We start from the raw sequence: 24,879 nt of genomic DNA, 5'->3' as shown, positions 1-24,879 counted from the left end.
ATAGTTCTCTGCATGGAGGACTCACAGCAAATGGATATCGCCGATCAGCCCAGAATATGCTCCATATCGGACTTGATGCAGGCACTCGCGCCAATAACGGCCGACGGCAGAGAGCTGTGGTATCGCGGACACCGAGATGCGTCATGGTTTCTCACCCCGTCTGCATTTCGAAGTACCGGGCGCACAGAAGCAGAGGGGGCAATGCTGGCACGTTTTCGCCAAGAAGCAGCCGCCGCCGGCACCCAATATGCGTTCGACAAATGGGGATGGATTACGTTCGCGCAGCACCACTCCCTACCAACTCGCCTCTTAGACTGGTCTCAGAGCCCTCTGGTCGCACTATTTTTTGCAACCGAGAAAGACTCAGACGCCAATGCACTCAGTGACGTTGCTGGCGAGTTTTTCGTACTTGACCCAGCCAAACTTAACCGGGACGCCGGCGATGACGACGGGGGGCACCCACGGCTGCTGTCCGAGAGTGACAGCCTGCTGTCAAAGTACCTCCCCGGACAGGAAGGCGACCAACGTTCGAAACCGCGATCAGTCCTCGCGCCCTTACTGTTTGATCGAATCCGCTTCCAGAATGGCACCTTCACAGTGTCGCAGTCCCCGACGGGTTCATCAAGCACGGAGCCTCTCCGGCAAGCGGCAGCCTTGCAGTCATTCACCGTTCCAGAAGATTCGAAACGGAACCTTCGAGAAGAACTGGACACACTCGGATTTAACGAGGTATCGATCTACCGCGATCTCGACCGGATAGCTCGTCGAATAACAGCGGGAGCGGAGCAGCGAGCATCATGAATCCTCGGCGCATTACAACGAAGATGATGACCGGCGTATCAATCGGTCGATTTGGGCGCATGAGGAGTGTCATAGACCTCTCGCCTCCATACCAGCGTGAGGGTGGAGTATGGTCACCGCAAACTCGAGAAAATTTGATAGATTCGATAATCAACGGTCTCGACATCCCTAAGCTCTACTTCGAAGAAGAGAATTCGGGTCGCAAGAATGCTAAAGGTCTCACATACCAGTACGCAGTGATAGACGGAAAGCAGCGACTAGAGACAATACTAGCCTTCCTCGAAGGCGATCTCGCACTGTCCGAGAACTTCATCTTTTTCGAGGACGAATCAATCGATGCGACAGAGATGAGAATATCGGAACTTCGCAAGACATATCCGCACCTTTATGACCGCTTCGTTGATTTCGAACTCCCCATCGTTCGCGTAACAACAAACAGCGGCGACCTAATCGAGGAGATGTTTCAACGACTGAACGCTTCGACAGCGCTGAATGCGGCTGAACGACGAAACGCCCTCAAAGGGCCCACACGTGATGCCGCCAACACTCTTGCCGAACATGACCTCCTCGTGCGCTGCTCACCAATCAAGAATGCACGCTATAAGTACAGAGAGCTCGGGGCCAAATTTCTCGCCATTGAGCATCAGCTCGATACAAATAATAGAATTACAGATACAAAAGCCGACCGGCTTTACGCGCTGTTCATTGCGACGCGTGCCCCCTCACCAAGCATCAGTCCCGAAAGAATGTCCGACTACGCGCAGTCGGCAACGGAGACATTGGACCGGATGTCAACAATTTTTGACGCAGAAGATGCTCTGCTCGCCTCGATCGGTACAGTAGTGGTCTACTACATATGTTTCCGAGACCAAGAATTCTACAGGACCGTCAACCGAGAAATGCTGACCGACTTTGAGCTAGCACGCCGTAGTGTCGCTCAATTGAGTGAGATGTCTGATTCGTACAGCACCGCTGCTAATGCACGCCTGCGTGAATACAACGGACTAGTCCAATCTACCAACGACGGCAGCGCCTTGAGTCGTCGAGCACAGATTCTCACTAGTTATGTGTTAGGTTACTCCGAAGGTGCGCCTCTCGCGGGACTCGAGAGCATTCAGGACGGGGAGCTCCCACAACTTGACGAGTCCGAGGATGCATGAGATCGAGTCGATCGACTTCGTTACTGTCGAGCCCGTGGTACTTGCTCCTAGAATCATTGGACCGCCAACCGGACCTTTTCCATCCGCGTTCGCGTGGCCTGGTGGAATTTCTCACCGATCGCGAAGGAATTCGCGATCAATGACATGACCTTGGCCAAGCGTCTGCGTCGCGCCGATACTGAATGTGCGATTTAGCGAGCTGCTGTGTGTCCGTCGCGGGCGATTCTGCCGGATAAACCTTCCGCTCTCTAAGGAGCTCAGCTCCGGCGAGATCAGAGGATCGCCTGCCCGTACCGGAGGAAATGTCACTCGGTATATTGATCACTCGGAGCCTGGGATTCTGCTCAGGGCTCGCAGATTCGTGACGGCTTTGAACAGGCACCGCTGGTCGTTCGATGGCTCCGCGCGACACGGACAGGACCCCGGCTGGGCTGGTCGACCTCAAGCAAGCACGACACGATTGCTAGCTAACACCACCACCTCGGCTGCGTTCGTCCCGGGCTCGTGGAACCTACATCCGAGCGACCAGCTGGGGGCGAATGGCATGACGCGCGTACCGCATCGATTCCAGCCCCCTGCCAGACATGGCACCGGGTACGCTCCCCCACCGCCGCAGTCCTGGACTGCACGACTGGCTGCCCCGTTTCTGGCGTGTCAGTGCCTCCAGATAGCCTGGGCAGTATGAGGAGTGTCGAGCTTTTCGCAGGAGGCGGCGGCCTGACTCTCGGAACGCACAAGGTCGGGTTTTCGACCGAGATCGTCTCCGAATGGAACCGCTGGTGCTGCGATACGCTGCGTGAGAACCGCGATGCCGGCTACCCGCTGGTCAAGGACATCGACGTACGCGAGGGCGATGTTCGTGACGTCGACTGGGGACAGGTCCCGGACGGAATCGACCTCGTCAGCGGCGGGCCGCCCTGCCAGCCGTTCTCAAGTGGGGGCAAAGGTAACGCCGCCAACGACAAGCGGGACATGTTCCCTGCCACCACAGACGTCATCCGCCGGCTACGGCCGCGGGCGTTCATCATCGAGAACGTCCGAGGTCTGCTGCGCCCGAGCTTCTCCGACTACTACGAGTACATTAAGCTCCGTCTTGCCCACCCGGAACTGATTGCGACGAACCTCGAATCCTGGGGCGACCACCTCACGCGACTGCAATCCGAGCACACGTCGACTCATACGGGCCTGATGTACAACGTGGTGTCGAGGCTAGTGAACGCCGCCGATTACGGGGTGCCGCAGCAGCGGTGGCGTGTATTTTTTGTGGGCTTCCGTGCCGATGTCGATGCCGAATGGCACTTCCCGGCAGAGACCCACTCTGCGGGGGCTCTGCGTTTGGCGCAGCAGGACGGTTCTTATTGGGAGCGGCATGAAGTACCCAATAGGCACCGCGCTTATCGCGTCCGCGCCGCTCAGGATTCCGATACGTCGTTGCAGCCCTGGAATACAGTTAGAGACGCCCTCAAGGGATTACCTGCGCCAGGCGACAATGCACTCAACCATACGCCGCAATACGGAGCCAGGTCATATAGGGGACATACCGGTTCCTACATCGACGCGCCGGCGAAGGCTCTTAAGGCGGGTGTCCACGGGGTGCCCGGCGGCGAGAACATGCTTCTCAATGTGGACAACTCAGTACGATACTTCACTGTGCGCGAAGCCGCGCGTTTGCAGACTTTTCCGGACGACTACCGTCTGCACGGTCCGTGGACTGAGGCGATGCGTCAGGTCGGCAACGCTGTGCCAGTCGACTTGGCGGCGGTAGTTGCCAGGTCAGTCCATACTCACCTCGGCGCCGCTACGTTCCGCGACGCCAAGGCGGCGCGCCGCGCGTGCTAGTGGTTCTCGCCCACGAGCCGCCGTCCTCGCCAGCCCGTTCGATTCCACTCAATTAGCCCGAATGACCACGGAAACCGGGCCCTATATCCAGCTGATCCCCCCGGGACTACCTTCGTCGAACCAAGTTCCTCAGTAGACGAGCATCCTAGTGAATGCTAGTAATCTTCGTCGCGCAGCGTTTCTGGTCAGAATGACCAGGTTCGAAGCGTGGGGCATACATTACCGAAAACACTTCGACGCCAATCAAATCGCAAAACGCACATACGCGATCCCACTCGCCCTTGGGCGGCTCAGCCATCGTAGGTCTAGTGATCGCAATGAAGACGCGCTCCTGGCCGTCAACCTTTGCCGCCGAGGCCGCGAAGTATAGATCGCGCAGGCTCCTCAGCGGCCCCCAAGTGAGCAGCGCCTCGTGGCCTCCCAAGCTGGTCACTCGACAGCGCATAGGTTTCTGCTCGATAGAGTTGGCGACCACCGCCCATTCGTCGCCGAGCGTCGCGGCCACGATCGCAGTCGGCCCGGGATAACCCCGTTTGGTGTAACTTGCCGTCGGGCCGGTGCCCTCCAACGCCCGCGGATACTCTTTGGCGGCGCTGTCCTTCAGCCACACGCGCATCTGTGCTGGGGTGGCGAACGGCCGCAGCGCGGCGGTGAACCCCTCGTCAGCAATCAGCTCGTCATACACCGCCCCACGCTTACTGGCGGGCACCTGCTCCCACCGCTTGCGGTCGAAAACCTCGTACACACGGGCCAGCGCGGCGTCCCTGACCTCGTCGGGCAGTCGCATCAGTTGAAACCTCTCGTCGCTACGCCTGGATCGTCCGACGTCGGCGGGAATTCCAGCCGTACCTGATCAGTCGCAGTCGCCAGATCACCGATATCGGCAACCCACTGCTCTATCAATGACCGTACGCCCTGGTCTGCGAAATCGAAGCTCGACCGGTTGATACTGAGTACCTCAGTCTCCGACGCCTCGACTTGCGCGCGGAAGGCAGACACCTCGGCGATCCGCCGCAGATCCGAGACGCAGTCTAGAACCGCGACGCGCTCCTTGCCTGTGCGCAGTCGCAGGCCCCGCCCCAACTGCTGGATGAAGATCCGGCGCGAGTGCGTCACCCGGGCGAACACGATGATGTTCACGTCCGGGACGTCGATGCCTTCGTTAAGAAGGTCGACGCTAACCAGCAGCTCCGTCTGGCCAGCGCGAAACTGTACCAGCCGCTGCTGGCGCTCACGCTTGGTCATGCCGTTGTGAATCGTCTCAACACCGCGCCAGGCTGAGTACTCGCGCAGCCGCTCGGCGAATCGCTCGGCGTGCTCGATCGTCTGGCAAAACACCATGCCCCGCGGGGTCCGCGTCGAGTTCCAAACCTTGGTGAGCCGTTCGATGATCGCCTCGTCCCGCTCGGGGATAAACAGCCGGCGATTCAGGTCCTTGATCGTATACGAATGCGCCGAGGCCTCCTTGACGAACTCCCAGTCGATGTCGTCGGCGAGAAGCTGATAATCGACCTGCGCCAGATACCCGCGGCGGATGCCATCCGCAATTGACATCCGCACGACTGGCTCCCCGAACATCACCTCGATGTCGAACCTGTCCCCACGCCACGGCGTCGCGGTGACACCGAGTCGCGGCACGCCGTCGAGCATCTCAATTATGTGCGCGTAGAATCCTGTCTCGCCGACGTGGTGCACCTCGTCGACGATCACCAGATCGGGCCGGTATCCCCGCTCAACATAGTCATGCGCGGTCGGCAATACCGCGAACGTCACACCTGATAGGTCGTCGCGATGCTCGCCCTGGCCGATCATCTGCGTCGGGATATCCTTCGGGATGAACGGCCACATCGACTTCTCCAGCTGATCGACCAGCGGCCCGCCGTGGGCGATCACCAGAATCTTCGCCGACGGATCGCGGTCGAGCCAGTCTGCAGCGATCGAGCCGGCGACCACCGTCTTGCCCAGGCCCGTGGCCAGATACACCAGTGCCCGTCGCTTCTCGGGGTCCCGCAGCGACTCCAGCGAAGCCTGCACGGCCTCAACCTGGTAGGGCCGAAGTTCGACCTGCGCCGCTATCATGGCTGCCTTGCGGTACAGCTTGGCCAGGTCCCGACCATCCCAGGCCTTGATCTGTCGACTCACCTTCCCGTAGGCGTCAATCCGGCCCCTCGCCGACTTGGTGAACCGACCATTGGTGACTACGATCCCGGAGGCGGCGCCATACGCGTCGATCGCATTGGAAACCTCGTCAACCGCATCATCACCGACCGAGCCGCGAACCGGGTCCTGGCGCCATTTGACCTGTAACGCCACTTGTTCCCGTCCGAACTTGGTCAATAGGTCGCCTCCCTGGTCACCTGATCCATCGATGTTCACGACCTGGCTGAACCCCAGCAGCGGCAGCAGGCGCTCCAGCGCTCGGGTGAACCCGGCCGGGCCGCCTCGCGCAACGCGCTCAGCCGACAGGAACGACGAATCACTCACAACGAAGCTCCCTGGACAACGAGCGCGCTGAGGGATTCGAGACCGATCGAAAGCCGGATCAACTCGCGTGAACTCATCCGATCCGTCGCCGACACCGTGCGTTCCAGGTCGCGGATCAGACTCGTCAGGTGGGACAGCTTTGCTTCGCGGATCGACTCGTCCTGCCACGATCCGTAAGTCGTCGTGAACACCCCGCCGTCGAGGACCTTCTCAGGCAGCTCCACCGCCAGGTCCTCGAACGCTCGGGGTGACAAGTAGGCCGCGTAACCGCCAGAGGCCTCCAATTCGTTCCAATCTCGGTCGGCCTCAGCGGCCGCTGCTTTCTGCGTCTGGGTTTTAGCATTCGGTGACAGACTCTTCCAATATCCGACCGGGTCGTCGGCGACGAGAGGGACTACGGCCTCTCGAATCTCATCGAGCAGTCCCTCGGCAGATTGACGCACAGTCGCGGCGTCAATCCGTCGATCACCAATCTGTTCGAGGACCTGCTCGACAAACTGGCCGGCCGGGCCGTCGTATCCCAAGTAACGATCGGCCGTGTCGTGCAGCAGCATCACCGCCACGTCCACCCGGTTCCAGCCGAATACGTCCAACAACGGATGCTTGTCGTCGATGAACAGCTCCAGCTCGTTCGCCTCAAGGCTTACCTCGGAGAAACGATCCTGAATGAACTCGACGCCGGAGGTGATGAAGGCAGTGATCATGATCGTCCGCCCCTTACCCGGGACAACGATCTCGGTGCCATCCAGCTGTGGGACGACGCGACCGCTCGCGCGATAGCGAGCGCGGCGCTCGAAGCTGGTTTCCGCAATATCGTTCTCGGCATCGGCGTCATCTTCCTCGCTGCCTGCAGACTCGGTGCCATCACCGGCGGCACCGCCACCTGCCGGCGAGGTCGGCAACAGATCGTCGATGCTGTCGTCATCGCCGTCGCCATCGGTCAGACCGGCTTTGGCCTCCTCGTGCGCGACGACGTTCTTCCACCACATCTCATCGCTCTGGTAGTCAGCACGGCCCTCACGGAAATACTCACCCCACTTGCGAGCCTGATCCGACAGCGCCTGAGCGCCATTTCCCGGCACCAAATATCGGTAGCCTGGGTCGTAGCGACGGTATGCATGTGCGAGCATGCCGAGCTCTGTAGTGTTCGGCCCATATCCAGCGCTCTTGGCTCGCTGTTCCTGCAGAGGTCCCTCGCCACGGACCTTCTCACGCACGGTCCGCCACGCGATCGTGTCCCGACCGAAGTCCTTCTTCCGATAGTTCACCTCGATGTGGTCCAGATGCAACTCCCCGACGATTCGGCCGCGGCCGAGTTCGAACGGGTACTCTGGGACCATCTTGTCGGTGACGGTGTCCTTCCAATCGAACAAGTCTTTGTCCAAATGCACGATCGTGCGTCCCTCTCGCAGCAGCGAGATCCCAAAGTCGCTCGGGTCGTCGTACCTCTGAATGCCGAGCCAGCCCCGGATCGCCCGACTGCGCAGCTCGACCCGATCGGAGCCGCACTCGCTGCACACCTCAAGGGAACCGAGATTTTCCGGATGCCAGTGGCCGCACGTCATGCACGCGAACGCCGGCTTCAGTTCATGGTTGACCTCGGTCACCGCTGGGACGTCCTGGCCGCGGTAGTTTACCGACCGTTTTGGCGACCAGATACAAGGGATATAGGCTGGCACCGAGCGGCCGTTGAGCAGCAGTTCGACGCCGAGACCGCCGATCACCTCAGCGCCGGCGATGTCGGTATCCTCGACCGATCGCAGCATGTATGAGTAAGTCTCGCCCAGCCGATCCCGGACCTGGCTGGCGATGCCGTTCCACCCTAGGCGCTGCACAACATCGGGCTTCAGACCCGCAACGGTGATCGACGTACCGTGCTCACTCACCTGCTTCGGTTCGGTGTAGATCGGTACCGAGAATGTGTCTCGCGACTCCATAGCGCGAATGTCAATCTCGGCGATCGTCCAGTGGTCGTCACCAGCCCGGCCGGTACGCACCTTTGTAAGGGTTCCCAGCCGCGCCGTAGCCACGTTAAACCCCATGCCGAACAGCCCCAGGGCACCGAACCGCGAGTTCCCCGACGATCCGGCACGGAGGGCCGATCGCATCTGCCCCACCGACATCCCTCGCCCGGTATCGATGACACTGATCTCCGAGTCACGGTTCACCTTTCCCGACCCGTACGGGAACACGATCTCGACCCGTCCCTCGAAACCAGGATCTTCCCGCTGCGCCTCGGCGATCTCATCGAGTGAGTTGTCGACGAGCTCGGCGAGGCATTCCGGCACCTTCATGTCGACGTCCGCGATGACTTCAAGAATCCGTGGGTGGGGTGTCAGATCTAGGGTTTCGTCAGGCATCAGGGTCCTCATCGGTCGTTCCCAGCGGCCCCGTGGATGACCGCTTGCGGGAGTATCTCCTCTTAGGAAGAGACTACTGAGGGCCACCGACAAGATTGATACGACGCCGTCAAGCAAGCGTTGACGCAACAGGTTCGGCTTGGACAAGCCCATCTCTGAGCTCTCTTCTCATCGCGACCACGTAACCTTCGCGTATGGCTCAAGTTCGCTCGATCTCCGCCGGCACACAGTCTGTCCGACGACACCCTACTGAGGTCGACTGCTTCTACACAGTAGTTGCAGACTCCGAAGGCAAGGTGCTCCACCTCAGCACATTTGGCTCCGACCAGCGCGCAAGCCCCGGCAAGAGCAGTCAGTCCATCCAGTTCAACGAAGCGATCGCCAGCGAGCTGTTGGAGGTGATCCTGCAGACCTTTCCGTCACTCAGCCGTTATAGGTAGTGACCGGCGCTCTGGGTGGCTGACTCCTCCGCAACTATCGCAGTTCATCGTCTAATGGTCTGCGGCGCGGTTCGTCCGCGCCTACACGGACAGCGCGCCCAGCTCCTGGCCACGGATCCGCTGCGAGATGACCTGGGTGATGCCGTCTCCCCGCATCGACACGCCGTAGAGCGCGTCGGCGACCTCCATTGTCGGCTTCTGGTGCGTGATCACGATCAGCTGGGACTTGTCGCGCAGCTGCTCGAACAGGGAGATCAGGCGGCGGAGGTTGGTGTCGTCCAGCGCCGCCTCGACCTCGTCCATCACGTAGAACGGAGACGGCCGGGCGCGGAAGATGGCGACCAGCATCGCGACGGCGGTCAGGGACTTCTCGCCGCCGGAGAGGAGAGACAGTCGCTTGACCTTCTTGCCCGGCGGCCGGGCCTCGACGTCGATTCCCGTGGTCAGCATGTCGCCCGGCTCGGTGAGGATCAGCTTGCCCTCGCCACCCGGGAACAGGGTCTTGAACACCTCGACGAACTCTCGCTCCACGTCCACCCAGGCCTCGGTGAACACCTGCAGGATCTTGGCGTCCACCTCCTCGACCACACTCAGCAGATCCTCGCGAGCCGACTTCACGTCCTCGAGCTGCGTGGAGAGGAAGTTGTAGCGCTCCTCCAGCGCCGCGAACTCCTCCAGCGCCAGCGGGTTCACCCGCCCCAGCGTCGCAAGGTCCTTCTCCGCCAACTTCAGCCGGCGCTCCTGCACTGCCCGGTCGAACGGCAGGCCCTGGGGCTTCACGACAGTCTCGCCGCGTTCCCGCGCCGCCTCGTACTCCTCCAGCTCCAGCGAGGACGGCGGCAGCGGAACATCAGGCCCGTACTCGGCCACCAGATCGTCCGGCGACATCGCGAACGACGCCACCACCTGCTCCTCGAGCTGTTCGATCCGCAGCGCCGCCTGAGCCCGCGCCACCTCGTCGCGGTGCACCGCATCCGTCAGCTGGGCCAGTCGAGCCGTCAGCGCCGCGCTCTCCTGCCGCGCGACGTCCAGCGCGCCGGCGCGCTGCGCGCGTGATGCCTCCAGCGCATCACGATGCGCAGCAGCCCTCGTCACCGCGCGCCCCAGCCGCGATGACACGAGCGCAGCGCCCTCCGCCACCGACGATGCCACCGCTGCGGCAGCCAGCCGCGAAGCAGCAGCCGCCTCCGCCCGCTCCCGCGCCGCACGCTCGGCCGCGGCGGCTCGTCGCAGCCCCTCGGCCTTGCCCCGCACGCCGGCCGCACGCTCCTCGGCGGTGCGCCGCGCGAGCCGGGCCTCCATCTCCACCGACCGCGCCGCGGCCAACGCCGCAGCAGCAGCGTCCCGGTCGTCCGTCCCGACGGACACCGAATCCTCGGGCAGCGATTCAGCTAGCCGCAAGCGCTCCTCGTGCTCCACCAGAGCCGCCCGTGTCTCGTCCCGCGACGACTCGATCCGCGACCGCTGCGCCACCAGGCGCTCCGCCTCGTCGCGCGCGCTCCGCGCTGCCTGCCCCAATCGGGCCAACTGCTCGTAGATCGCGCCGAGTTGGGCGTCCGACTCGTGCAGCGCCGCGAGCGCCGACTCCGTCACCTCGCGCCGCGCAGCCAGATCCTCGTTCGCCCCGGCCAGCGCCGCTGACAGGGACTCCACCGACCGCCGGGTCTCCCCCAGCGCCGCCTCGGCCGCGTCGATCGACTTCTGCACCTCCAGCGTCGACTGCCGCGCCGCGGAACCACCGGTCAGCACCCCGTGGGAGATCAGGTCACCGTCGGGCGTCACGGCCCGCAGTTCGGGCCGTGACGCGACCACTGCCACGGCTTCCGGGACGGAACCGACCAGCACGCATCCCGACAGCGCCGCCGCGATCACGCCCTCCAGCGCCGCGGGCGTGCTCACGCACGACATGGCCCAGACGGCACCGTCGGGCAGGCTCCCGCCGTCGCCGGACCCCGCGGCGAGCCCCTCCACGACCAGGGCGGCGCGGCCACCGTCGGCCTCGCGCAACCGGGCCAGCGCATCGGATGCCACCGACACCGAGGGGGCCGCCACCGCCTCCGCGATCGGCCCGAGGGCGACGGCGATCGCCTTCTCGTGGCCCGGCGTGATGGACAGGCGCTCGGCGACGGCGGCGGTCACGCCGTCGACGTGTTCGACGACCCAGGCGGCGCCGTCGCCCCGGTCCAAGTTCATGGTCAGGGCCTCGATCCGGGCGACGAGCGAGGCGACCTTCTGCTCCGCCTCCCGCTCCGACGCGCGCAGTTCCTCCACCCGCGCGGCGGCGGCGTTCATGGCCGCGACGCTGCGCTCGTGGTGCTCGTCGAGCGAGGCCTCGGAGGAATCGAGCTCGGCGATCTGCCCCTGGACCTGCTCGAACTCCGCCTCCGCGGCCTCGGCCCGCTCGACGGCCTCGGCGATGGCCGCCGTCAGCCGTCCGGACTCGGATTCGACGGACTCGGCCCGGGTGCGCAGGGTCTCCACCTGGCCGGCCAGGCGCGCGAGCCCCTCTCGACGGTCCGCGATGGCCGCGACCGCGGCCATGTGCGCCTTCTCGGCGTCCCGAGCGGACTCCTCGCGCGACGCGAGCTCCTCCGTGGCCTCCTCGAGGATCATGGCGGCCTCCTCGAGGGCCTCCATGAGCTCGGCCTCCTCCTCGGCGACGCGCTCGGCCTCGGCCTCGAGCTCGTCGGGGTCGCGGCCGGGAGCGTGCTGGACGGGCTCGGACAGCAGGCGGGCGCGCTCGGAGGCGATGCGCTCCGTCGACGAGACGCGCTCGGCGAGCGCGGACAGCGAGAACCAGCCCTCGCCCGCGGCCTTCACCGCCGGGTCCAGCGCGGCCACGGCCTCCGAGTGCTCCGCGACCAGCGCGTTCGCCTCGTCCAGCTGCTCGGCCACCTCGTTCTGCTCGAGTCGCACCGCCGCCTCGTTACCGCTCTGGTCGGCCAGCTCGGCGCGGCGGCGCACCAGATCGTCAGCAGCCAACCGCAGCCGCGCGTCGCGGAGGTCAGCTTGGATGGTCTGCGCCCGCCGGGCCACCTCGGCCTGCCGGCCGAGCGGCTTGAGCTGGCGGCGCAGCTCCGTCGTCAGGTCCGTGAGCCGCGCGAGGTTGGCCTGCATGGAGTCGAGCTTGCGGACCGCCTTCTCCTTGCGGCGCCGGTGCTTCAGAACCCCGGCCGCCTCCTCGATGAAGGCCCGACGTTCCTCCGGCTTGGACTCGAGGATCGCGGCGAGCTGGCCCTGCCCGACGATGACGTGCATCTCGCGGCCGATGCCGGAGTCCGAGAGCAGCTCCTGCACGTCCATCAGGCGCGCCTTGGTGCCGTTGATCTCGTACTCGCCGGCGCCGTCGCGGAACATGCGCCGCGTGATGGAGACCTCGGAGTAGTCGATGGGCAGCGCACCGTCGGAGTTGTCGATGGTGAGCGTGACCTCGGCGCGGCCCAGCGGCGCGCGGCCGGAGGTGCCGGCGAAGATGACGTCTTCCATCTTGCCGCCGCGCAGGCCCTTGGCGCCCTGCTCGCCCATCACCCAGCGCAGGGCGTCGAGGATGTTCGACTTACCCGATCCGTTGGGCCCGACGACGCAGGTGATGCCCGGCTCGAGGCGCAGAGTCGTCGCCGAAGCGAAGGACTTGAAGCCCTTCAGTGTCAGCGACTTGAGATACACGAAACGCCAGTTTAGGTGGTGCCCGTCAGAGGACCGCCATCGCCACGATCAGACCGAGCGCGACGTGGGAGGCGGCGATGACGCGGGCCTGGGGCAGGAACACCTCGGAGTACATGAGCTCCTCCATGTCGACGCCCGTGACCAGGTCGAGGACGCGCACGGAGATGATCTGCGCGACGATGCCGACCACGCCGTAGACCAGCGAGTAGACGACGCCCGCCCACAGATCGCCGCCGCCGGTGTAGTTCGCGTAGATCGCGACCACGATGATGAACGCCATCGAGAGCATGCCGGCGCCCGTGATGTAGGTGGCGTTGGGCTTGCCGGACTTCACCAGGTCGCGCAGCTTGCCGGGCGTGGAGAGATCGACGGCGTAGAAGCCGACCACCATGAGCAGCAGGCCGACGAGGGCGTAGAGGCAGATCGCGCCGATGCCCTTACCCAGGGTGCCCAGGTCTGCGGCGGCGAGGAGGGTCGTGTTCATGATGCGGGCGTGCCTTTCGGAGTGATGCGGTGCGGGATGAAGGCGGCACCGTCGTCGGTGATGAGGCCGGAGGTCTCGCGGATGCCGATACCGGCGGATTCGTCGCCGACGACCCAGGCGCCGATCACGGGCCGGTAGCCGTCGAACTCGGGAAGCGGGTCGAACAGTTGGTACACGTAGCCCTCGGCGCCGTAGACGCCGCCGGTGGCGGTCTCGCGGCCCGCGTCCACGATCGTGAGGTTCGCGCCCTCCCGGCCGAGCTTGGGCTTCTTCACGTACTCGGTGAGGAAGCCGGGGCTGTCGATGAAGGCGGGCAACAGGTTCGGGTGATCCGGGTACATCTCCCAGAGCACCGCGAGGATCGCCTTGTTGGACAGGATCGTCTTCCACAGCGGCTCGACCCATGTGGTGGCGGGGATGGATTCGACGACCCGCTTGCCGAAGTCGTCCTCGAGGATCCACTCCCACGGGTACAGCTTGAACACCGAGTTGATCGGGGCGTCCTCGAGGTCGACGAAGGTCTTCAGGTCGTGGTCCCAACCGATGTCCTCGATGGGTAGCCCGACGGTGTCGAAGCCCGCCTCGGCGGCCGTCTCCTGCAGGTAGCCGGTGGTCACGTGGTCCTCGCCGGTGGCGTCCGCGCCGGACCAGGTGAAGTGCAGCTCCGAAGCCGGGATGACGCCCCGGATCTCGCCCCAGCGCGCGACGAGCGCCTCGTGCAGCGAGTTCCACTGGTCGTAGCCGCCCTCGTCCCAGGGGCGCGTGTCCGGCGCGGTGTCCTGGAACCAGTACCACTGCACCACAGCGGCTTCCAGCAGCGAGGTGGGCGTATCGGCGTTGTACTCCAGCAGTTTCGCCGGCCGGCGGCCGTCGTAGCGCAGGTCGAACCGGCCGTAGACGTGCGGGTCCTGCCGCTTCCACGACTCCTCGATCGCGCCCCACGCCCACTCGGGGATGCCGAAGTCGGCGTACCGCTCGGTGAGGATCACGTTCTCGACGGCCTTGAGGCACATCGAGTGCAGCACCTCGACCTGCGCCTCGAGCGCGAGCACCTCGTCCATGTCGAACTCGTAGTACACGGACTCATCCCAGTAGTTCCGGCTCTCGCCGGCACCGTCGCGGGCGGGGGTGCCGAACACCAGGCCCTGCGATTCGACGGTCCGCTGCCACCCCGCGCGGGGCGTTCCCCGCATGCGGCGCATCAGGATCCACTCGATCCGGAGCCGCCCTTGGAGCTGCCGCCCTTGCTGCCGGTGCCGAGGCCGCCGCGGTCGATGTTCTTGCCGGTGGAGCCGCTCTTGCTGCCGGCGTTCGTTCCGCCCGACTTCGTTCCGCCCGACTTCGATCCGGCGGCCGGCGGCGCGGGCTTGCTCGCGGCGTTGCTCTGGCCGTTGGTGCCGAACGAGGTGGATTTCGCCGGGTCCACCGCCGCGCCGGACGAGGTGCGGAAGGCGGTGTTGGCGGGCCGGTCGTAGCTGCCGCCCGTCAGGCGCCCGTTGTTGTAGGTGCCGCCGTAGTTGTACCGGTAGCTCAGGCCGTTGAGCAGGATGAATCCCGTGACCGGATTGTAGGTGCCGCGCGAGCAGTAGTCGTCGGAGACCACCTGGTCGTTGCCGGTGGTGCAGTAGGCCGTCTGGGTCGGTGTGCCCGCGTTGTCGTCCGGGACGGCCACGTAGAGCAGGGCGATCGCGCCCACGACGCCGACGCCGACCCCGGCGCCGATCATCTGCTTGCGCCGGCGGCTCTTCTTCGCCGCCGCGGCGGCGGCCTCCGCGGCCTCGCGCTGCTCGTCCTCGGCGCGCTGGCGCTGCGCCCGCTGCCGGGCGCGGGCCTCGGCCACCGTCTCGGGGCGGGCGGTGGTGTTCTCGTCCTGTTCCCGGATCCTGCCCGGGCGGCGCGGCGGTTCGACGGTGCCGGGCAGGTTCACCTGCGGCGGGAGCCCGGGCACGGGCGGCAAGTAGTTCGACTCCGGCCCGGGGATGTCGCCCACGGGCCGGTTCTCAGGAACGGGCGGCTGCATGCCTCACCTCTCCTCGAACGACGGGAGCCCGCCTCGTGCGGGCCCGAACAGTTCCACGACCAGATCGACCCTGCCCGGAGAGTCCCCCGACCACAGACGTTGCAGCAGAGTCTCGCATGCGGACCGGTCGCCCTCGACGACGACGCGCACGCGACCGTCGGGCTGGTTGGCAGCGTAGCCCAGCAGTCCGAGCTCCAGGGCCTGAGTCTTCGTCCAGTACCGGAACCCGACGCCCTGCACCCCGCCGTGCACCCAGGCCGTCATCCGGGACTGCTCGTCGGGCACTACTACTCCGCGGTGATGTCGAGGTTGACCACGGTCCCCGCCTTGAGCGTGCGACCCACGGTGCAGACCTGGTCGATGGCGCGGCGCGCGATGGTGATCAGCCGCTCGCGTCCGGCCTCGTCGAGCTCGGACAGGTCCAGCTCGAGGATCTCGTTGAGCTCGGGGTAGGTCTCGTTCTCCCGGTCGGCGTCGCCGGAGACGCGCACGGTGGCCTCGTAGTCCTCGCCGAGGCGACGGGCGAGCACGTGATCGGTCGACATGCCGCTGCACGCGGCCAGGGCGATCTTGAGCAGCTCACCGGGGGTGAAGACGCCCTCGACGTCGACCGAGCCCACCAGCACCTCGGCGCCCCGCGAACTGCGCCCGGTGTAGCGGCGCACGCCCGTGCGCTCGACCCAGAGTTCGGTGGACGGTGCCTGCGCTTTCGTGTCATCGGCCATGGTGCCAATCTACGGCAGCACCGTCGCCGACGGGCGTCCGCAGGGGGCCGTCCCGGCCGCCACCAGGGCTCTCCGGACGGTAGCGTTGGTCGTATGCGCGCACGGTGGTGGTCGTTCCTCGGAACAGTCGCCGTGTACGCCGCCGCGTCGATCTGGGCCGCGTCGGCCGGCCCCGACCCGTTCCCGACACACTTCGACCTCTCCGGCCGGCCACTGACGTGGGGCCCGCGCGGCGAGGCGGTGCTGCTGCACGCGCCCATCGCGGCCACGATCGCCGTGGTGTTCGGCGGCCTCGCTCTGCTCGCGCCGCGACTGCCCACAGCCCTGATCCGGATCCCGCGGCGCGACCACTGGCTCTCCCCCGCCCATCGTCCGCGGTTCGACGAGGTCCTCGCGGGATTCCTGTTGTGGGCCGGGGGCCTGGTCCTGCTCCACCGCGCGGCCACCATCGTCGTGACGACGATCGATCCGCACGAGACGGCGGCGAAGTCGACGCTGCTGGTGCTGCTGCTCCTCGCGATCGCCGGATCGATCGGGTACCTGCTCTGGCTGCTCGCCCATCCACCGCAGCGCTCCGTCACGGCGACGCGCGGCGTGCGCCCGGACCGCAACCCCGATCGTTCGCCACGGTAACGTCAGGGTCATGCGACCTCGGTGGTGGATCTTCCTCGGCGCGCTCGCGCTCTGCGGCGTCGCGCTCCTGTGGGCCGCGGCCTCGGGCCCCGATCCGTTCCCCGTCCACTGGGGCGCCGGCGGCGCCGCGGATTCCTTCGAGCCGCGAGGCAAGGCCGTCGCGATTCTCGCGGTCTCCAGCGTGGGCGTCGCCGCGCTGATCGGAGTCCTGGCCGCATGCGCGCCCGCGATCCCCGACCGCATGATCAACCTGCCGCCGAGCTCCCGGGCCTACTGGCTCGCCCCCGAGCACCGCCCCGCCCTCGACGCCCTGCTGCAGCGCTCGCTCCTGTCGATCGGCACCGGCGTCCTGCTGCTGATGGCGATCTCGGTGACCGGCGCGGTCGTCCGTCCCGACGGGAATCCCGTGCTGCGCGTCGGGATGTGGGTCCTGTTCGCGGTGATCGCCGTCAGCGTCATCGATCTGGTCCGGCGCCTTCTTCGCCCGCCGACGGATACCCTGAAGCGGTGAGCGCCTCCACGGAAACGGGTCCCTTCTTCCACGGCACCACCGCGGATCTGCAGGTCGGCGACCTGCTCAGCGCGGGCTTCGTCTCGAACTACCGCCCCGACGTGGTGATGAACCACATCTACTTCACGGCCCTGCGGGACGGTGCGGGGCTCGCCGCGGAGCTCGCCTCCGAGCTCAAGTCCGACGGTGCCGCCCCGCGCGTCTACGAGGTCGAGCCGACGGGCCCCTTCGAGGACGACCCCAACGTCACCGACAAGAAGTTCCCCGGCAATCCCACGCGGTCGTACCGCAGCACCGAGCCGCTTCGCGTCGTCGCCGAGGTGACCGACTGGACGCGACTGACGCCCGAGGCCCTGCAGATGTGGCGCGACACCCTGATCGCCAAGGCGCCCACCGAGCGCGGCGAGATCATCAACTGATCTCGCCCGAAGCCGACGCACCAGGCCACCGATCGGTTCCGGTCGCCGAGCGATTGTGAACAATCCCCCACTACGCGCGGAGGACTCACGATCACCGCGGTCGGCTCGTAGCGTGACCGCATGCAGAAACAGTGGGGGCTGTTCCTCGGGGCGGTGGGGTTCTACGTCGCGACGCTCGGGTTGACCTACGTGGCGGGACCTGATCCGTATCCGCGGACGTACTCGGGAGGCCGCGTCTCGACGTGGACGTCGCGCAGCGCGTTCGTCGAGAATCAACTCGTCTCGGCCGCGATCGCAATCGGGTTCGGCACGATCCTCGTTCTCTTGTCCCTGTGGCGACCACCGTTCCGCAGGCGGGAGTACCGCGATTACTGGTCGGCCCACCTGCCGGAATACCGACGCATCATGACGAGGATGTGGCTGCGTGCCGCCTCCATCTGCGCGATCGGATTCGGGCTCACGTACCTCGCAGCCGTCGTACTTCCCTTTTCGACGGTCGGACGCACCGTCCTCACGGGGGTGATCGTCGTGGCGCTGTTCGTGGAGATCTTCCGCGGAGTGTGGCCGCTGCGGCTGACACGAGAACAGCGGGCGAACGCGGCTCTACCGCCCAGCGGAGCGTCGGAGCAAGCGACCCGCGCATGGCCCACCAGCCCCTGAGCCGCGCGGGGGCGGGTGGCTCCACCGGTCAGCGGCGCGGCACCGTCTGACAACTCGGGCAGAAGTGCGAGCCGCGGTTCATGAACGACTCGCGCTGCATGATCGTGCCGCACCGCCGGCACGGCTCACCGTCGCGCCCGTACGCGTTCAGCGAGCGTGCGAAGTAGCCCGACTGGCCGTTGATGTTGACGTACAGCGCGTCGAAGCTGGTGCCGCCCTGATCGAGTGCGCTGCGCATGACGGAGGTGGCGTCGTCGATGAGTCGGCCGAGCGCGGGCTTGCTCAGCGCGGAGGCGCGGCGCCGGCCGTGCACACCGGAGAGCCACAGCGCCTCGTCGGCGTAGATGTTGCCCACGCCGGAGATCACGGTCTGATCCAGCAGGACCCGCTTGATCTCGGTGTCCTTGCGTTTCATTCGCGCGATCACCGCGTCCCGATCGAACAAGGGGTCCAAGGGATCCCGCGCGATGTGCGCGACGGCCTCGGGGACGAGCGTGCCGTCCACCTCGACGAGCGGGTCGACGGCCCAGCCGCCGAAGGTGCGCTGATCGACGAAGCGGAGCACCGCACCGTCGGACAGGTCGGCCCGGATGCGCAGGTGCCGGTCGTCGCCCGGCCCCACGAGCATCTGCCCGCTCATGCCCAGGTGCACGACGATGGCGGTGTCGGCGGAGACGCCGCCGCGGGCCAGCGGCAGCCAGAGGAACTTTCCGCGGCGCTGTGCGGATTCCACGTCGGCGCCGGTGATCTGGCCGATCAGATCGGCCTCGCCCGCGACGTGTCGGCGTGCGGCACGGGGGTGCAGCACCTCCATCGCGGTGACGCCGCGGCCCACCAGGTGATCGTCCAGCCCGCGTCGGACGACCTCGACCTCGGGCAGCTCGGGCATCAGGCCGACTCGGGTGCGGGCTCGGCGTCGTCGGCCGAGGACGGAAGGGGATCCCCCTCGTCGAGCGACTTCCAGGCGGCCGCGGCGGCCTTCTGCTCGGCCTCCTTCTTGGTGCGGCCCACGCCCTCACCGAGATCGTTCTCGTCGACCACCGCCACAGCGGTGAACTCCTTGTCGTGGTCCGGCCCCGTCGACGTGATGCGGTACGCCGGCGCACCGAGATCCCGCTCCGCGGTGAGCTCCTGCAGGGAGGTCTTCCAGTCCAGTCCCGCGCCCATGGACGACGACGTCGTCAGCATCGGCTCGAACAGGCGCAGCACCACCGCGCGGGCGGTGTCGATGCCGTGCTCGATGTGCACGGCCCCGAGCAGCGCCTCCATGCCGTCGGCGAGGATCGAGTCCTTGTCCCGGCCACCGGTGAGCTCCTCGCCGCGGCCGAGGTAGAGATGCGCGCCGAGGCCGCCCTCCCCCAGGCCGCGCGCGACGCGCGCGAGGGCGTGCATGTTGACCACGCTGGCGCGGATCTTCGCGAGCTCACCCTCGGGCTTGTCCGGGTGGGTGGTGTAGAGCCACTCGGTCACGGAGATGCCGAGCACGCTGTCGCCGAGGAACTCGAGCCGCTCGTTGGTGGGCAGCCCGCCCGCCTCGTAGGCGTAGGAGCGGTGGGTCAGCGCGAGGGTCAGCAGGTCTGCGTCGAGGGTGACGCCCAGGGCCTCGAGCAGCGGGGCGCGGTCCGTGGCGGGCGGCGCGGGCAGGCGCTTGCTCACTTGCCGTCGGCCTCGCCCTCGGTCACGAACTTCGCGAGTCCGGCCCAGCGGGGGTCGATCTGCTCGTGGGCGTGATCGGCCGGCAGGTCGGCCAGCTTCTCGCCGCAACCCTGGCACAGGCCGCGGCACTCCGGGGAGCACAGCGGATCGAGTGCGAGCTCCATGCCGACGGCGTCGATGATCGCCTGCTCGAGGTCGATCATGTCGTCGTCGATGCGGTACATCTCGTCGTCATCGGTGGTGCGCGCGGTTTCGCTGTCCGGGTACGCGTACAGCTCCGTCAGGAACAGGTTGAGCGCGCCCGACAACGGATCGAGGCAGCGCGCACACTGGCCGGCGGTGTTGGCGCTCACGGTGCCGGTCACGAGCACGCCCTCCGAGACGGCCTGGACCTGCAGGTCCAGGTCGACCTCCTCGCCCGTCTCGACACCGATCAGGTCGACGCCGATGCGCTCCGGCGCGGCAACCGTGCGGTGCACCTGCGCTGAGGTGCCCGGCCGCCGCCCGAAGGCGCGGACGTCGAGTACGTACGGCTTACCGGCCGGCTGGCGCACGGCGGCGTTGGGTTCGTTCACAACAATCCTCGGAACTCGTCAGGTGTAGCCAAACACCCCATTGTACGTCACGCCTCTAGCGGGCGTCGACGCGCGATTCCGCGAACTCCTCCAGGTAGCCGTCGGCGGCGCCGTGGTCGCTGTAGTCGTGCACGCCGGCGGCGGTGCGCAGCTGCTGGCGGCCGCGGTTGACCGAGCGCATGGTGGCGCCCAGCACCTCCTCGAACTGCGAGAGCTTCGTGTCGACGTAGACGTCGCACTCCCCGCGCAGGCGGTCCGATTCGGCGTGCGCGGCGTCGATGATCCGGTCCGACTCGCCCTTCGCGGCCGCGACGACCTCGGTCTCGGCGACGAGGCGCTCCTGCTCGGTGATGCCCTCGGCCACCGAGCGCTGGTACGCGGCGTTGCCGTCGGCCACGAGGCGCTCGGCCTCGGCGCGAGCGCGGCCGGTCACGGCCTCGTACTCGCGCTGGGCGCCGCGGCGGATGCGCTCGTCCTCGGCGCGGGCCTCGGCGACGAGACCGGTCGCGTGCTGATGCGCCTCGGCGACCATGCGGTCGGCCTGCGCCTTCGCGTCCGCGAGCAGGCGGTCCGCCTCGGCGCGGGAGCGGCTCAGCGTCGCGTCGGCCTCGGAGTTGGCCTGCGCGACCGTGGTGTCGTAGTGGGTGCGCGCCTCGCTGATCAGGCGATCCTTCTGATCGAGCACGTCCTGCGCGTCGTCGAGGTCGGCCGGGAAGGCGTCACGGATGTCGTCGAGGAGCTCGAGCACATCACCGCGGGGCACCAGGCACCCGGCGGTCATGGGGACGCTGCGCGCCTCCTCCAGGATGGCGCCCAGCTCGTCCAGTGCTTCGAATACGCGGTACATACACCCATTGTGACGCGTGGGACCGATGTTTCGCCGTAACGCAGCCGCCGCGTGTCGAGCCCTCGGAGAATCCGCCGATTTCTAGCTCGCGCCGGATATCTGCGCCGCCGGCTCGATATCGGCCAATTTCACGAGAGCTTGGCGCTCAGTGCGGTCTGCACGTTGGCGGGAATCAGCGAAGAGACGTCGCCGCCCAGCTTCGCGACCTCCTTGACCAGCGAGCTCGACACGTAGGAGAACTCGGGCGCGGTGGTGAGGAACGCCGTCTCGACGCCGGTGAGGTGCATGTTCATCCCGGCCATCGGCAACTCATAGTCGAAGTCCGTCGAGTTCCGCAGCCCCTTGAGGATGCAGGCCACCCCGTTTTCGCGGGCGTAGTCCACGAGCAGGCCCGTCCACCGGTCGACGGTCACCCCGGGCAGGTCCTTCACGTTCTCCTCGATCAACGCGATGCGCTCATCGATGGAGAACATGCCCTGCTTGTTGGGGTTGACGACGACGGTGATCACCAGCTCGTCGAAGATCCGCGCGGCGCGGCGGAAGATGTCCAGGTGGCCGTTGGTCATGGGATCGAACGATCCGGGGCAGCACGCCTTGCTCATGCCCGGTCATCCTGCCAGACGGCGATCTCCACGCGCGTCTCCCCGTAGTCGCGCGACATGTCGAGATCGAAGCCCTCGGGCCACGTGGTCGCCGGGGTGCGCGCCGAGCGCTCCACCACCACGTGCGCCCCCGGCGCCAGCCATCCGGCGGCCAGCGCCGCCACGTCGCCGTCGACGGTCGCGGCCGGCACGTCGTACGGCGGGTCCAGGAAGACGAGGTCGAAGGCCTCGTGCTGGAGCTCGAGGAAGGTCCGCGCGTTCCGACGGTGCGCGGTCGCCCCCGGCAGGCCCACGGCGCGCGCGTTCTGGTTGATCACCGCGACCGCCTTGGCGTCGGCGTCCACCAGCACGGCGCGACCGGCGCCGCGGGAGAGCGCCTCGAAACCGAGCGCGCCCGACCCCGCGTAGAGGTCGAGGACGGCGAGGTCGTCGAAGTCGAGGCGCGATTGCAGGGCACTGAACACTGCCTCCCGCACGCGGTCCGACGTGGGACGAGTGCCGCGGGGCGGCACGGCGAGCCTGCGCCCGCGTGCCGCCCCGGCGATGATCCTGGTCATCGCTCCACTCTGTCACGACCACGATGCCCTCCGGCCGAACGAGTCGTCGTGGTATCGGCCGTCTACTGCGGACTACACGAGGTGACCAGGCCGTTGGTCAACCGGTACGTCACGCCCTTGCCCGGCTGCGCGCAGGACTCCAGCTGCCGCTTGTCGAAGTTCCCGCCGGCTTTGATCAGTTGGCCTCCCACCTTGAAGACGAATCCCGCAGGCTTCGGCGCGACGGCTCCCTCGTCGCCGGCCTTGCCGACCCAATCAGCCCCGTCACCGAGGCCCTTGATCGTCTCCTGCACTCGGCAGGAATCCTCCTTCACCACCTGCGTTCCATCGGAGGTCATGGTCGGTACCCCGACCATCTCCCGCCCGTTCTCGCCGACGCACGGCGCGGCCGTCGCGGTTCCCGCGCCGACGAGGACAGGGGCGGTGAACGCCCCCGCGAAGACGCCGGCCGCGATGATGGCACGAATCTTCATCTCACACCCCCTGGTGTCGGATGGTTCTCCGGTCGATCGAGGTGCAGTGCCCCGTTTCTTCACGCCCCCGGATTTGCGCACAGCTGACGATGCCGCACTCGTGCGATTGCTCGCAGGGGATTCGACATGGTGGGAGATCAGCCGGCCTTCGCGAGCCGCGCGTCCTCGATCTCCGACAGTCGCGTCGCGTCCGTGTGCGGTCCGGGGATCTCGGTACCACGAATGGAGCATCGCGCCGTCTCCTTGAGGAACGGCATCGCGAGCAGCCCGATCACGCAGGCGCCCATCATGTACCACGCGGGGAACAGATTCCATCCAGTGCTCTCGATGACGGCCTCGTTCACCAGCGGGGCCGTACCGCCGAAGGCAGCGGTGGCGACGTTGTACGACAGCGCGAACCCGGCGAAGCGCACATGCGTGGGGAACATCGCAGGGAAGGTCGCCGAGATCGTGGCGAGCTGCGGAATGTACAGAAGCCCGAGAATCACGAACGCCACGATCGCGATCCCGAAACCCTTCCCCATGAGCGAGTACAGCGGCCACGCGAGCAAGAACATGCCGAGAAGCGACACGATCCACAGCGGCTTTCGACCGGTGCGGTCGGACAGGGCACCGAACAACGGGATGCACATGGCCATGACCAACTGTCCGATCAGCATCAGGGCGGTCGCGCTCGACGGTGCCAGCCCGATCGTGGTCTTGAGATAGGTAGGCATGTACGTCAGCAGCGTGTAGTTCGCGACGTTCAGTGCGATCACCATCGCGACCATGGTCAGGATCGGGCGCCAGTAGTCGTAGAACAGGGCGTAGTTGAACCCGACGAGCAGCATCACCGCGACCGCGACGGCGACGACGATCGCGACGAAGACCGGCGCGCTCATCCCGAGCCTGATGCCCGGAACCAGAAGACCCGCAATGGCGATGGCGACCGCGACGAGCGCGGTCGAACCGATGGTGACGTACAGGATCTTCGGGTCACGACGGAGGTACTTGAGCGCGCGCTGCCACGCGTTCTCCTTCACGACGTCCGAGTTCTGCATCTCGTTGAACACCGGCGAGTCGTGCATCTGTTCGCGCAGGTACCAGCCGACGAGCCCCAACGGAAGCGCGACGAAGAACGGGATACGCCACCCCCAGGAGCTCATCTGCTCATCGGTCAGCAGGACCTCGAGGAACAGCACGACGGCGCTGCCCAGGACGAACCCGCACATCGTGCCGAATTCGAGGAAGCTGCCGAAGAAGCCGCGCTTCTTGTCCGGCGAGTACTCGGCCATGAACGTTGCCGCTCCGCCGTACTCGCCGCCGGTCGAGAATCCCTGCACCACGCGGAGGAGGATCAGGAGCACCGGCGCGAGCCCACCGACCATGGCGTGCGTCGGCAACGCGCCGATCAACGCGGTGGCGCCGGCCATGAGGAGAATGGTCGTAGCCATGATGGCTTTTCGTCCCAGCTTGTCGCCGAGAGGGCCCCAGACCACGCCTCCGAGAGGACGCAGCAGGAAGGACACGGCGAACCCCAGCATCGTGCCGATCTTCCCGAGGCCGTCACCCGGGAAGAAGGCTGCCGTGATGTAGGTCGCCGTCGCGGCGTAGACGCCGTAGTCGTACCACTCGGTCATGTTCCCCAGCGCTGACGCGCTGATCGCCTTGCGGAGGGTTCCCTTGTCCACCTGCTTCGGCGGCGTGCTCACCGCGGAAGCGAGACTGGAACTACTACTCGGTTCGTGTGACTGATCAGGCATATCGGCCCCTAGCGTGGGTCACCCGCTGCCGCATCGTCGCCTGGAGCTAGACGATGATGCTCGACGGATCGTGAATTCCGCTGTCGGCGAATCGGAGTGCACATGCTGTCGTGCGCACCGAGCCGTCGCTGTCGTCCGATAATCGAACGTAGCAGATTCTTCACATCCCCACAGCCGCACCACGTTCACCAGCCATTCACTATCGCGTTCCCAAACAGTGAGACG

Annotated in this window: 25 protein-coding genes; 8 read left to right on the top strand and 17 right to left on the bottom strand. The window is 66.3% G+C overall.

The features are described from left to right. The first annotated feature begins 12 nt into the window (after positions 1-12). The 3 genes from BLQ62_RS09060 to BLQ62_RS09050 all read left to right on the top strand — a co-directional run bounded on the left by BLQ62_RS09060 (position 13) and on the right by BLQ62_RS09050 (position 3,800). Complete coding sequence (locus BLQ62_RS09060; RefSeq protein ID WP_160126323.1) at positions 13-801, top strand: FRG domain-containing protein; 789 nt, start codon at positions 13-15, stop codon at positions 799-801. Further along, positions 798-1,961: a DUF262 domain-containing protein gene (locus tag BLQ62_RS09055; RefSeq protein WP_082756501.1), complete on the top strand. Its 1,164-nt coding sequence runs from the start codon at positions 798-800 to the stop codon at positions 1,959-1,961. Before BLQ62_RS09060 ends, BLQ62_RS09055 begins: the two co-directional genes overlap by 4 nt. Before the next feature lie 681 nt (positions 1,962-2,642). Continuing rightward, positions 2,643-3,800, top strand: a complete 1,158-nt coding sequence (locus BLQ62_RS09050) for a DNA cytosine methyltransferase (protein WP_068565836.1) — start codon at positions 2,643-2,645, stop codon at positions 3,798-3,800. A 145-nt stretch (positions 3,801-3,945) separates the two neighbouring features. Here BLQ62_RS09050 and BLQ62_RS09045 read toward each other — a convergent pair whose 3' ends face one another. From BLQ62_RS09045 to BLQ62_RS09035, 3 genes are read right to left on the bottom strand one after another with little or no spacing between them, the layout of a single operon-like run. Next, positions 3,946-4,587, bottom strand: a complete 642-nt coding sequence (locus tag BLQ62_RS09045; RefSeq protein ID WP_068565839.1) for a hypothetical protein — start codon at positions 4,585-4,587, stop codon at positions 3,946-3,948. After that, complete coding sequence (locus BLQ62_RS09040; RefSeq protein WP_068565841.1) at positions 4,587-6,284, bottom strand: DEAD/DEAH box helicase family protein; 1,698 nt, start codon at positions 6,282-6,284, stop codon at positions 4,587-4,589. The genes BLQ62_RS09045 and BLQ62_RS09040 overlap by 1 nt, the downstream gene beginning before the upstream one ends. Continuing rightward, a complete protein-coding gene (locus BLQ62_RS09035) occupies positions 6,281-8,644 on the bottom strand; it encodes an ATP-binding protein (RefSeq protein WP_160126325.1) in 2,364 nt (787 codons plus the stop codon). Before BLQ62_RS09035 ends, BLQ62_RS09040 begins: the two co-directional genes overlap by 4 nt. Positions 8,645-8,838: 194 nt before the next feature. Here BLQ62_RS09035 and BLQ62_RS23300 point away from each other — a divergent pair, with 194 nt between their 5' ends. Beyond that, positions 8,839-9,084 (top strand): hypothetical protein, encoded by a 246-nt coding sequence (locus BLQ62_RS23300; RefSeq protein ID WP_139184183.1) that lies wholly within the window; start codon positions 8,839-8,841, stop codon positions 9,082-9,084. Between the two features lie 81 nt (positions 9,085-9,165). Here the strand turns inward: BLQ62_RS23300 and smc are convergent, their stop codons facing one another. The 6 genes from smc to BLQ62_RS09005 are packed head-to-tail and all read right to left on the bottom strand — an operon-like array spanning position 9,166 to position 15,979. Further along, positions 9,166-12,750, bottom strand: coding sequence for a chromosome segregation protein SMC (gene smc, locus BLQ62_RS09030; RefSeq protein WP_068565845.1), 3,585 nt, complete (start codon positions 12,748-12,750; stop codon positions 9,166-9,168). A 25-nt stretch (positions 12,751-12,775) separates the two neighbouring features. Beyond that, complete coding sequence (locus BLQ62_RS09025; protein WP_068565847.1) at positions 12,776-13,234, bottom strand: DUF350 domain-containing protein; 459 nt, start codon at positions 13,232-13,234, stop codon at positions 12,776-12,778. Continuing rightward, the gene (locus BLQ62_RS09020; RefSeq protein WP_068565849.1) at positions 13,231-14,436 is read right to left on the bottom strand and encodes a glutathionylspermidine synthase family protein; all 1,206 of its coding nucleotides are present in this window, start codon (positions 14,434-14,436) and stop codon (positions 13,231-13,233) included. Before BLQ62_RS09020 ends, BLQ62_RS09025 begins: the two co-directional genes overlap by 4 nt. After that, positions 14,436-15,254, bottom strand: a complete 819-nt coding sequence (locus BLQ62_RS09015; protein WP_068565851.1) for a hypothetical protein — start codon at positions 15,252-15,254, stop codon at positions 14,436-14,438. Before BLQ62_RS09015 ends, BLQ62_RS09020 begins: the two co-directional genes overlap by 1 nt. 3 nt (positions 15,255-15,257) lie before the next feature. Then, complete coding sequence (locus BLQ62_RS09010; RefSeq protein ID WP_269451316.1) at positions 15,258-15,539, bottom strand: acylphosphatase; 282 nt, start codon at positions 15,537-15,539, stop codon at positions 15,258-15,260. Between the two features lie 2 nt (positions 15,540-15,541). Further along, a complete protein-coding gene (locus BLQ62_RS09005) occupies positions 15,542-15,979 on the bottom strand; it encodes an OsmC family protein (RefSeq protein ID WP_068535660.1) in 438 nt (145 codons plus the stop codon). A 93-nt stretch (positions 15,980-16,072) separates the two neighbouring features. Here BLQ62_RS09005 and BLQ62_RS09000 point away from each other — a divergent pair, with 93 nt between their 5' ends. The 4 genes from BLQ62_RS09000 to BLQ62_RS08990 all read left to right on the top strand — a co-directional run bounded on the left by BLQ62_RS09000 (position 16,073) and on the right by BLQ62_RS08990 (position 18,202). Next, on the top strand, positions 16,073-16,612 hold the full coding sequence (locus tag BLQ62_RS09000) for a DUF1648 domain-containing protein (protein WP_068565853.1): 540 nt from the start codon (positions 16,073-16,075) through the stop codon (positions 16,610-16,612). A gap of 10 nt (positions 16,613-16,622) precedes the next feature. Beyond that, positions 16,623-17,123 carry an SdpI family protein gene (locus BLQ62_RS23295; protein WP_068565855.1) on the top strand — a complete coding sequence of 167 codons (501 nt, stop codon included), beginning with the start codon at positions 16,623-16,625 and terminating at the stop codon, positions 17,121-17,123. Next, positions 17,120-17,542: an NAD(+)--rifampin ADP-ribosyltransferase gene (arr, locus tag BLQ62_RS23290; RefSeq protein WP_068565857.1), complete on the top strand. Its 423-nt coding sequence runs from the start codon at positions 17,120-17,122 to the stop codon at positions 17,540-17,542. The genes BLQ62_RS23295 and arr overlap by 4 nt, the downstream gene beginning before the upstream one ends. Before the next feature lie 120 nt (positions 17,543-17,662). Then, positions 17,663-18,202, top strand: coding sequence for a hypothetical protein (locus tag BLQ62_RS08990; RefSeq protein WP_068565859.1), 540 nt, complete (start codon positions 17,663-17,665; stop codon positions 18,200-18,202). A 28-nt stretch (positions 18,203-18,230) separates the two neighbouring features. On the opposite strand, the gene mutM is transcribed toward BLQ62_RS08990, so the two are convergent. From mutM to BLQ62_RS08950, 8 genes are all read right to left on the bottom strand, one after another. Continuing rightward, positions 18,231-19,091 (bottom strand): bifunctional DNA-formamidopyrimidine glycosylase/DNA-(apurinic or apyrimidinic site) lyase, encoded by an 861-nt coding sequence (gene mutM, locus BLQ62_RS08985; protein WP_068565861.1) that lies wholly within the window; start codon positions 19,089-19,091, stop codon positions 18,231-18,233. Beyond that, positions 19,091-19,858, bottom strand: coding sequence for a ribonuclease III (rnc, locus tag BLQ62_RS08980; RefSeq protein ID WP_068535687.1), 768 nt, complete (start codon positions 19,856-19,858; stop codon positions 19,091-19,093). The genes mutM and rnc overlap by 1 nt, the downstream gene beginning before the upstream one ends. Beyond that, on the bottom strand, positions 19,855-20,433 hold the full coding sequence (locus BLQ62_RS08975; protein ID WP_068565864.1) for a YceD family protein: 579 nt from the start codon (positions 20,431-20,433) through the stop codon (positions 19,855-19,857). Before BLQ62_RS08975 ends, rnc begins: the two co-directional genes overlap by 4 nt. A gap of 55 nt (positions 20,434-20,488) precedes the next feature. Continuing rightward, positions 20,489-21,280, bottom strand: a complete 792-nt coding sequence (locus BLQ62_RS08970; protein WP_068535691.1) for a DivIVA domain-containing protein — start codon at positions 21,278-21,280, stop codon at positions 20,489-20,491. Positions 21,281-21,408: 128 nt separating this feature from the next. Then, positions 21,409-21,882, bottom strand: a complete 474-nt coding sequence (gene coaD, locus BLQ62_RS08965) for a pantetheine-phosphate adenylyltransferase (RefSeq protein ID WP_068565866.1) — start codon at positions 21,880-21,882, stop codon at positions 21,409-21,411. Further along, a complete protein-coding gene (rsmD, locus tag BLQ62_RS08960) occupies positions 21,879-22,439 on the bottom strand; it encodes a 16S rRNA (guanine(966)-N(2))-methyltransferase RsmD (protein WP_068565868.1) in 561 nt (186 codons plus the stop codon). The genes coaD and rsmD overlap by 4 nt, the downstream gene beginning before the upstream one ends. Positions 22,440-22,501: 62 nt before the next feature. Continuing rightward, positions 22,502-22,912: a hypothetical protein gene (locus BLQ62_RS08955; RefSeq protein WP_068565870.1), complete on the bottom strand. Its 411-nt coding sequence runs from the start codon at positions 22,910-22,912 to the stop codon at positions 22,502-22,504. Positions 22,913-23,049: 137 nt separating this feature from the next. Further along, on the bottom strand, positions 23,050-24,654 hold the full coding sequence (locus tag BLQ62_RS08950; protein ID WP_068565872.1) for an MFS transporter: 1,605 nt from the start codon (positions 24,652-24,654) through the stop codon (positions 23,050-23,052). Between the last annotated feature and the right edge of the window lie 225 nt (positions 24,655-24,879).

It is taken from the genome of Tsukamurella pulmonis, from assembly GCF_900103175.1.
Lineage (GTDB): Bacteria > Actinomycetota > Actinomycetes > Mycobacteriales > Mycobacteriaceae > Tsukamurella > Tsukamurella pulmonis.
This window is presented reverse-complemented; position numbering and strand designations above follow the sequence as displayed.

Excerpts from the sequence above, each read along its gene's own strand:
- BLQ62_RS09020 (WP_068565849.1), bottom strand. The coding sequence starts at position 14,436 with ATGCGCCGCATGCGGGGAACGCCCCGCGCGGGGTGGCAGCGGACCGTC.
- BLQ62_RS23300 (WP_139184183.1), top strand. The coding sequence starts at position 8,839 with ATGGCTCAAGTTCGCTCGATCTCCGCCGGCACACAGTCTGTCCGACGA.
- mutM (WP_068565861.1), bottom strand. The coding sequence starts at position 19,091 with ATGCCCGAGCTGCCCGAGGTCGAGGTCGTCCGACGCGGGCTGGACGAT.
- BLQ62_RS09050 (WP_068565836.1), top strand. The coding sequence starts at position 2,643 with ATGAGGAGTGTCGAGCTTTTCGCAGGAGGCGGCGGCCTGACTCTCGGA.
- BLQ62_RS09000 (WP_068565853.1), top strand. The coding sequence starts at position 16,073 with ATGCGCGCACGGTGGTGGTCGTTCCTCGGAACAGTCGCCGTGTACGCC.
- BLQ62_RS09055 (WP_082756501.1), top strand. The coding sequence starts at position 798 with ATGAATCCTCGGCGCATTACAACGAAGATGATGACCGGCGTATCAATC.
- BLQ62_RS09060 (WP_160126323.1), top strand. The coding sequence starts at position 13 with ATGGAGGACTCACAGCAAATGGATATCGCCGATCAGCCCAGAATATGC.
- BLQ62_RS09005 (WP_068535660.1), bottom strand. The coding sequence starts at position 15,979 with ATGGCCGATGACACGAAAGCGCAGGCACCGTCCACCGAACTCTGGGTC.
- BLQ62_RS09035 (WP_160126325.1), bottom strand. The coding sequence starts at position 8,644 with ATGCCTGACGAAACCCTAGATCTGACACCCCACCCACGGATTCTTGAA.
- BLQ62_RS08990 (WP_068565859.1), top strand. The coding sequence starts at position 17,663 with ATGCAGAAACAGTGGGGGCTGTTCCTCGGGGCGGTGGGGTTCTACGTC.
- BLQ62_RS08955 (WP_068565870.1), bottom strand. The coding sequence starts at position 22,912 with ATGAAGATTCGTGCCATCATCGCGGCCGGCGTCTTCGCGGGGGCGTTC.
- BLQ62_RS08970 (WP_068535691.1), bottom strand. The coding sequence starts at position 21,280 with ATGTACCGCGTATTCGAAGCACTGGACGAGCTGGGCGCCATCCTGGAG.
- BLQ62_RS09025 (WP_068565847.1), bottom strand. The coding sequence starts at position 13,234 with ATGAACACGACCCTCCTCGCCGCCGCAGACCTGGGCACCCTGGGTAAG.
- BLQ62_RS08950 (WP_068565872.1), bottom strand. The coding sequence starts at position 24,654 with ATGCCTGATCAGTCACACGAACCGAGTAGTAGTTCCAGTCTCGCTTCC.
- rsmD (WP_068565868.1), bottom strand. The coding sequence starts at position 22,439 with ATGACCAGGATCATCGCCGGGGCGGCACGCGGGCGCAGGCTCGCCGTG.
- BLQ62_RS09045 (WP_068565839.1), bottom strand. The coding sequence starts at position 4,587 with ATGCGACTGCCCGACGAGGTCAGGGACGCCGCGCTGGCCCGTGTGTAC.
- BLQ62_RS23295 (WP_068565855.1), top strand. The coding sequence starts at position 16,623 with ATGCGACCTCGGTGGTGGATCTTCCTCGGCGCGCTCGCGCTCTGCGGC.
- coaD (WP_068565866.1), bottom strand. The coding sequence starts at position 21,882 with ATGAGCAAGGCGTGCTGCCCCGGATCGTTCGATCCCATGACCAACGGC.
- BLQ62_RS09015 (WP_068565851.1), bottom strand. The coding sequence starts at position 15,254 with ATGCAGCCGCCCGTTCCTGAGAACCGGCCCGTGGGCGACATCCCCGGG.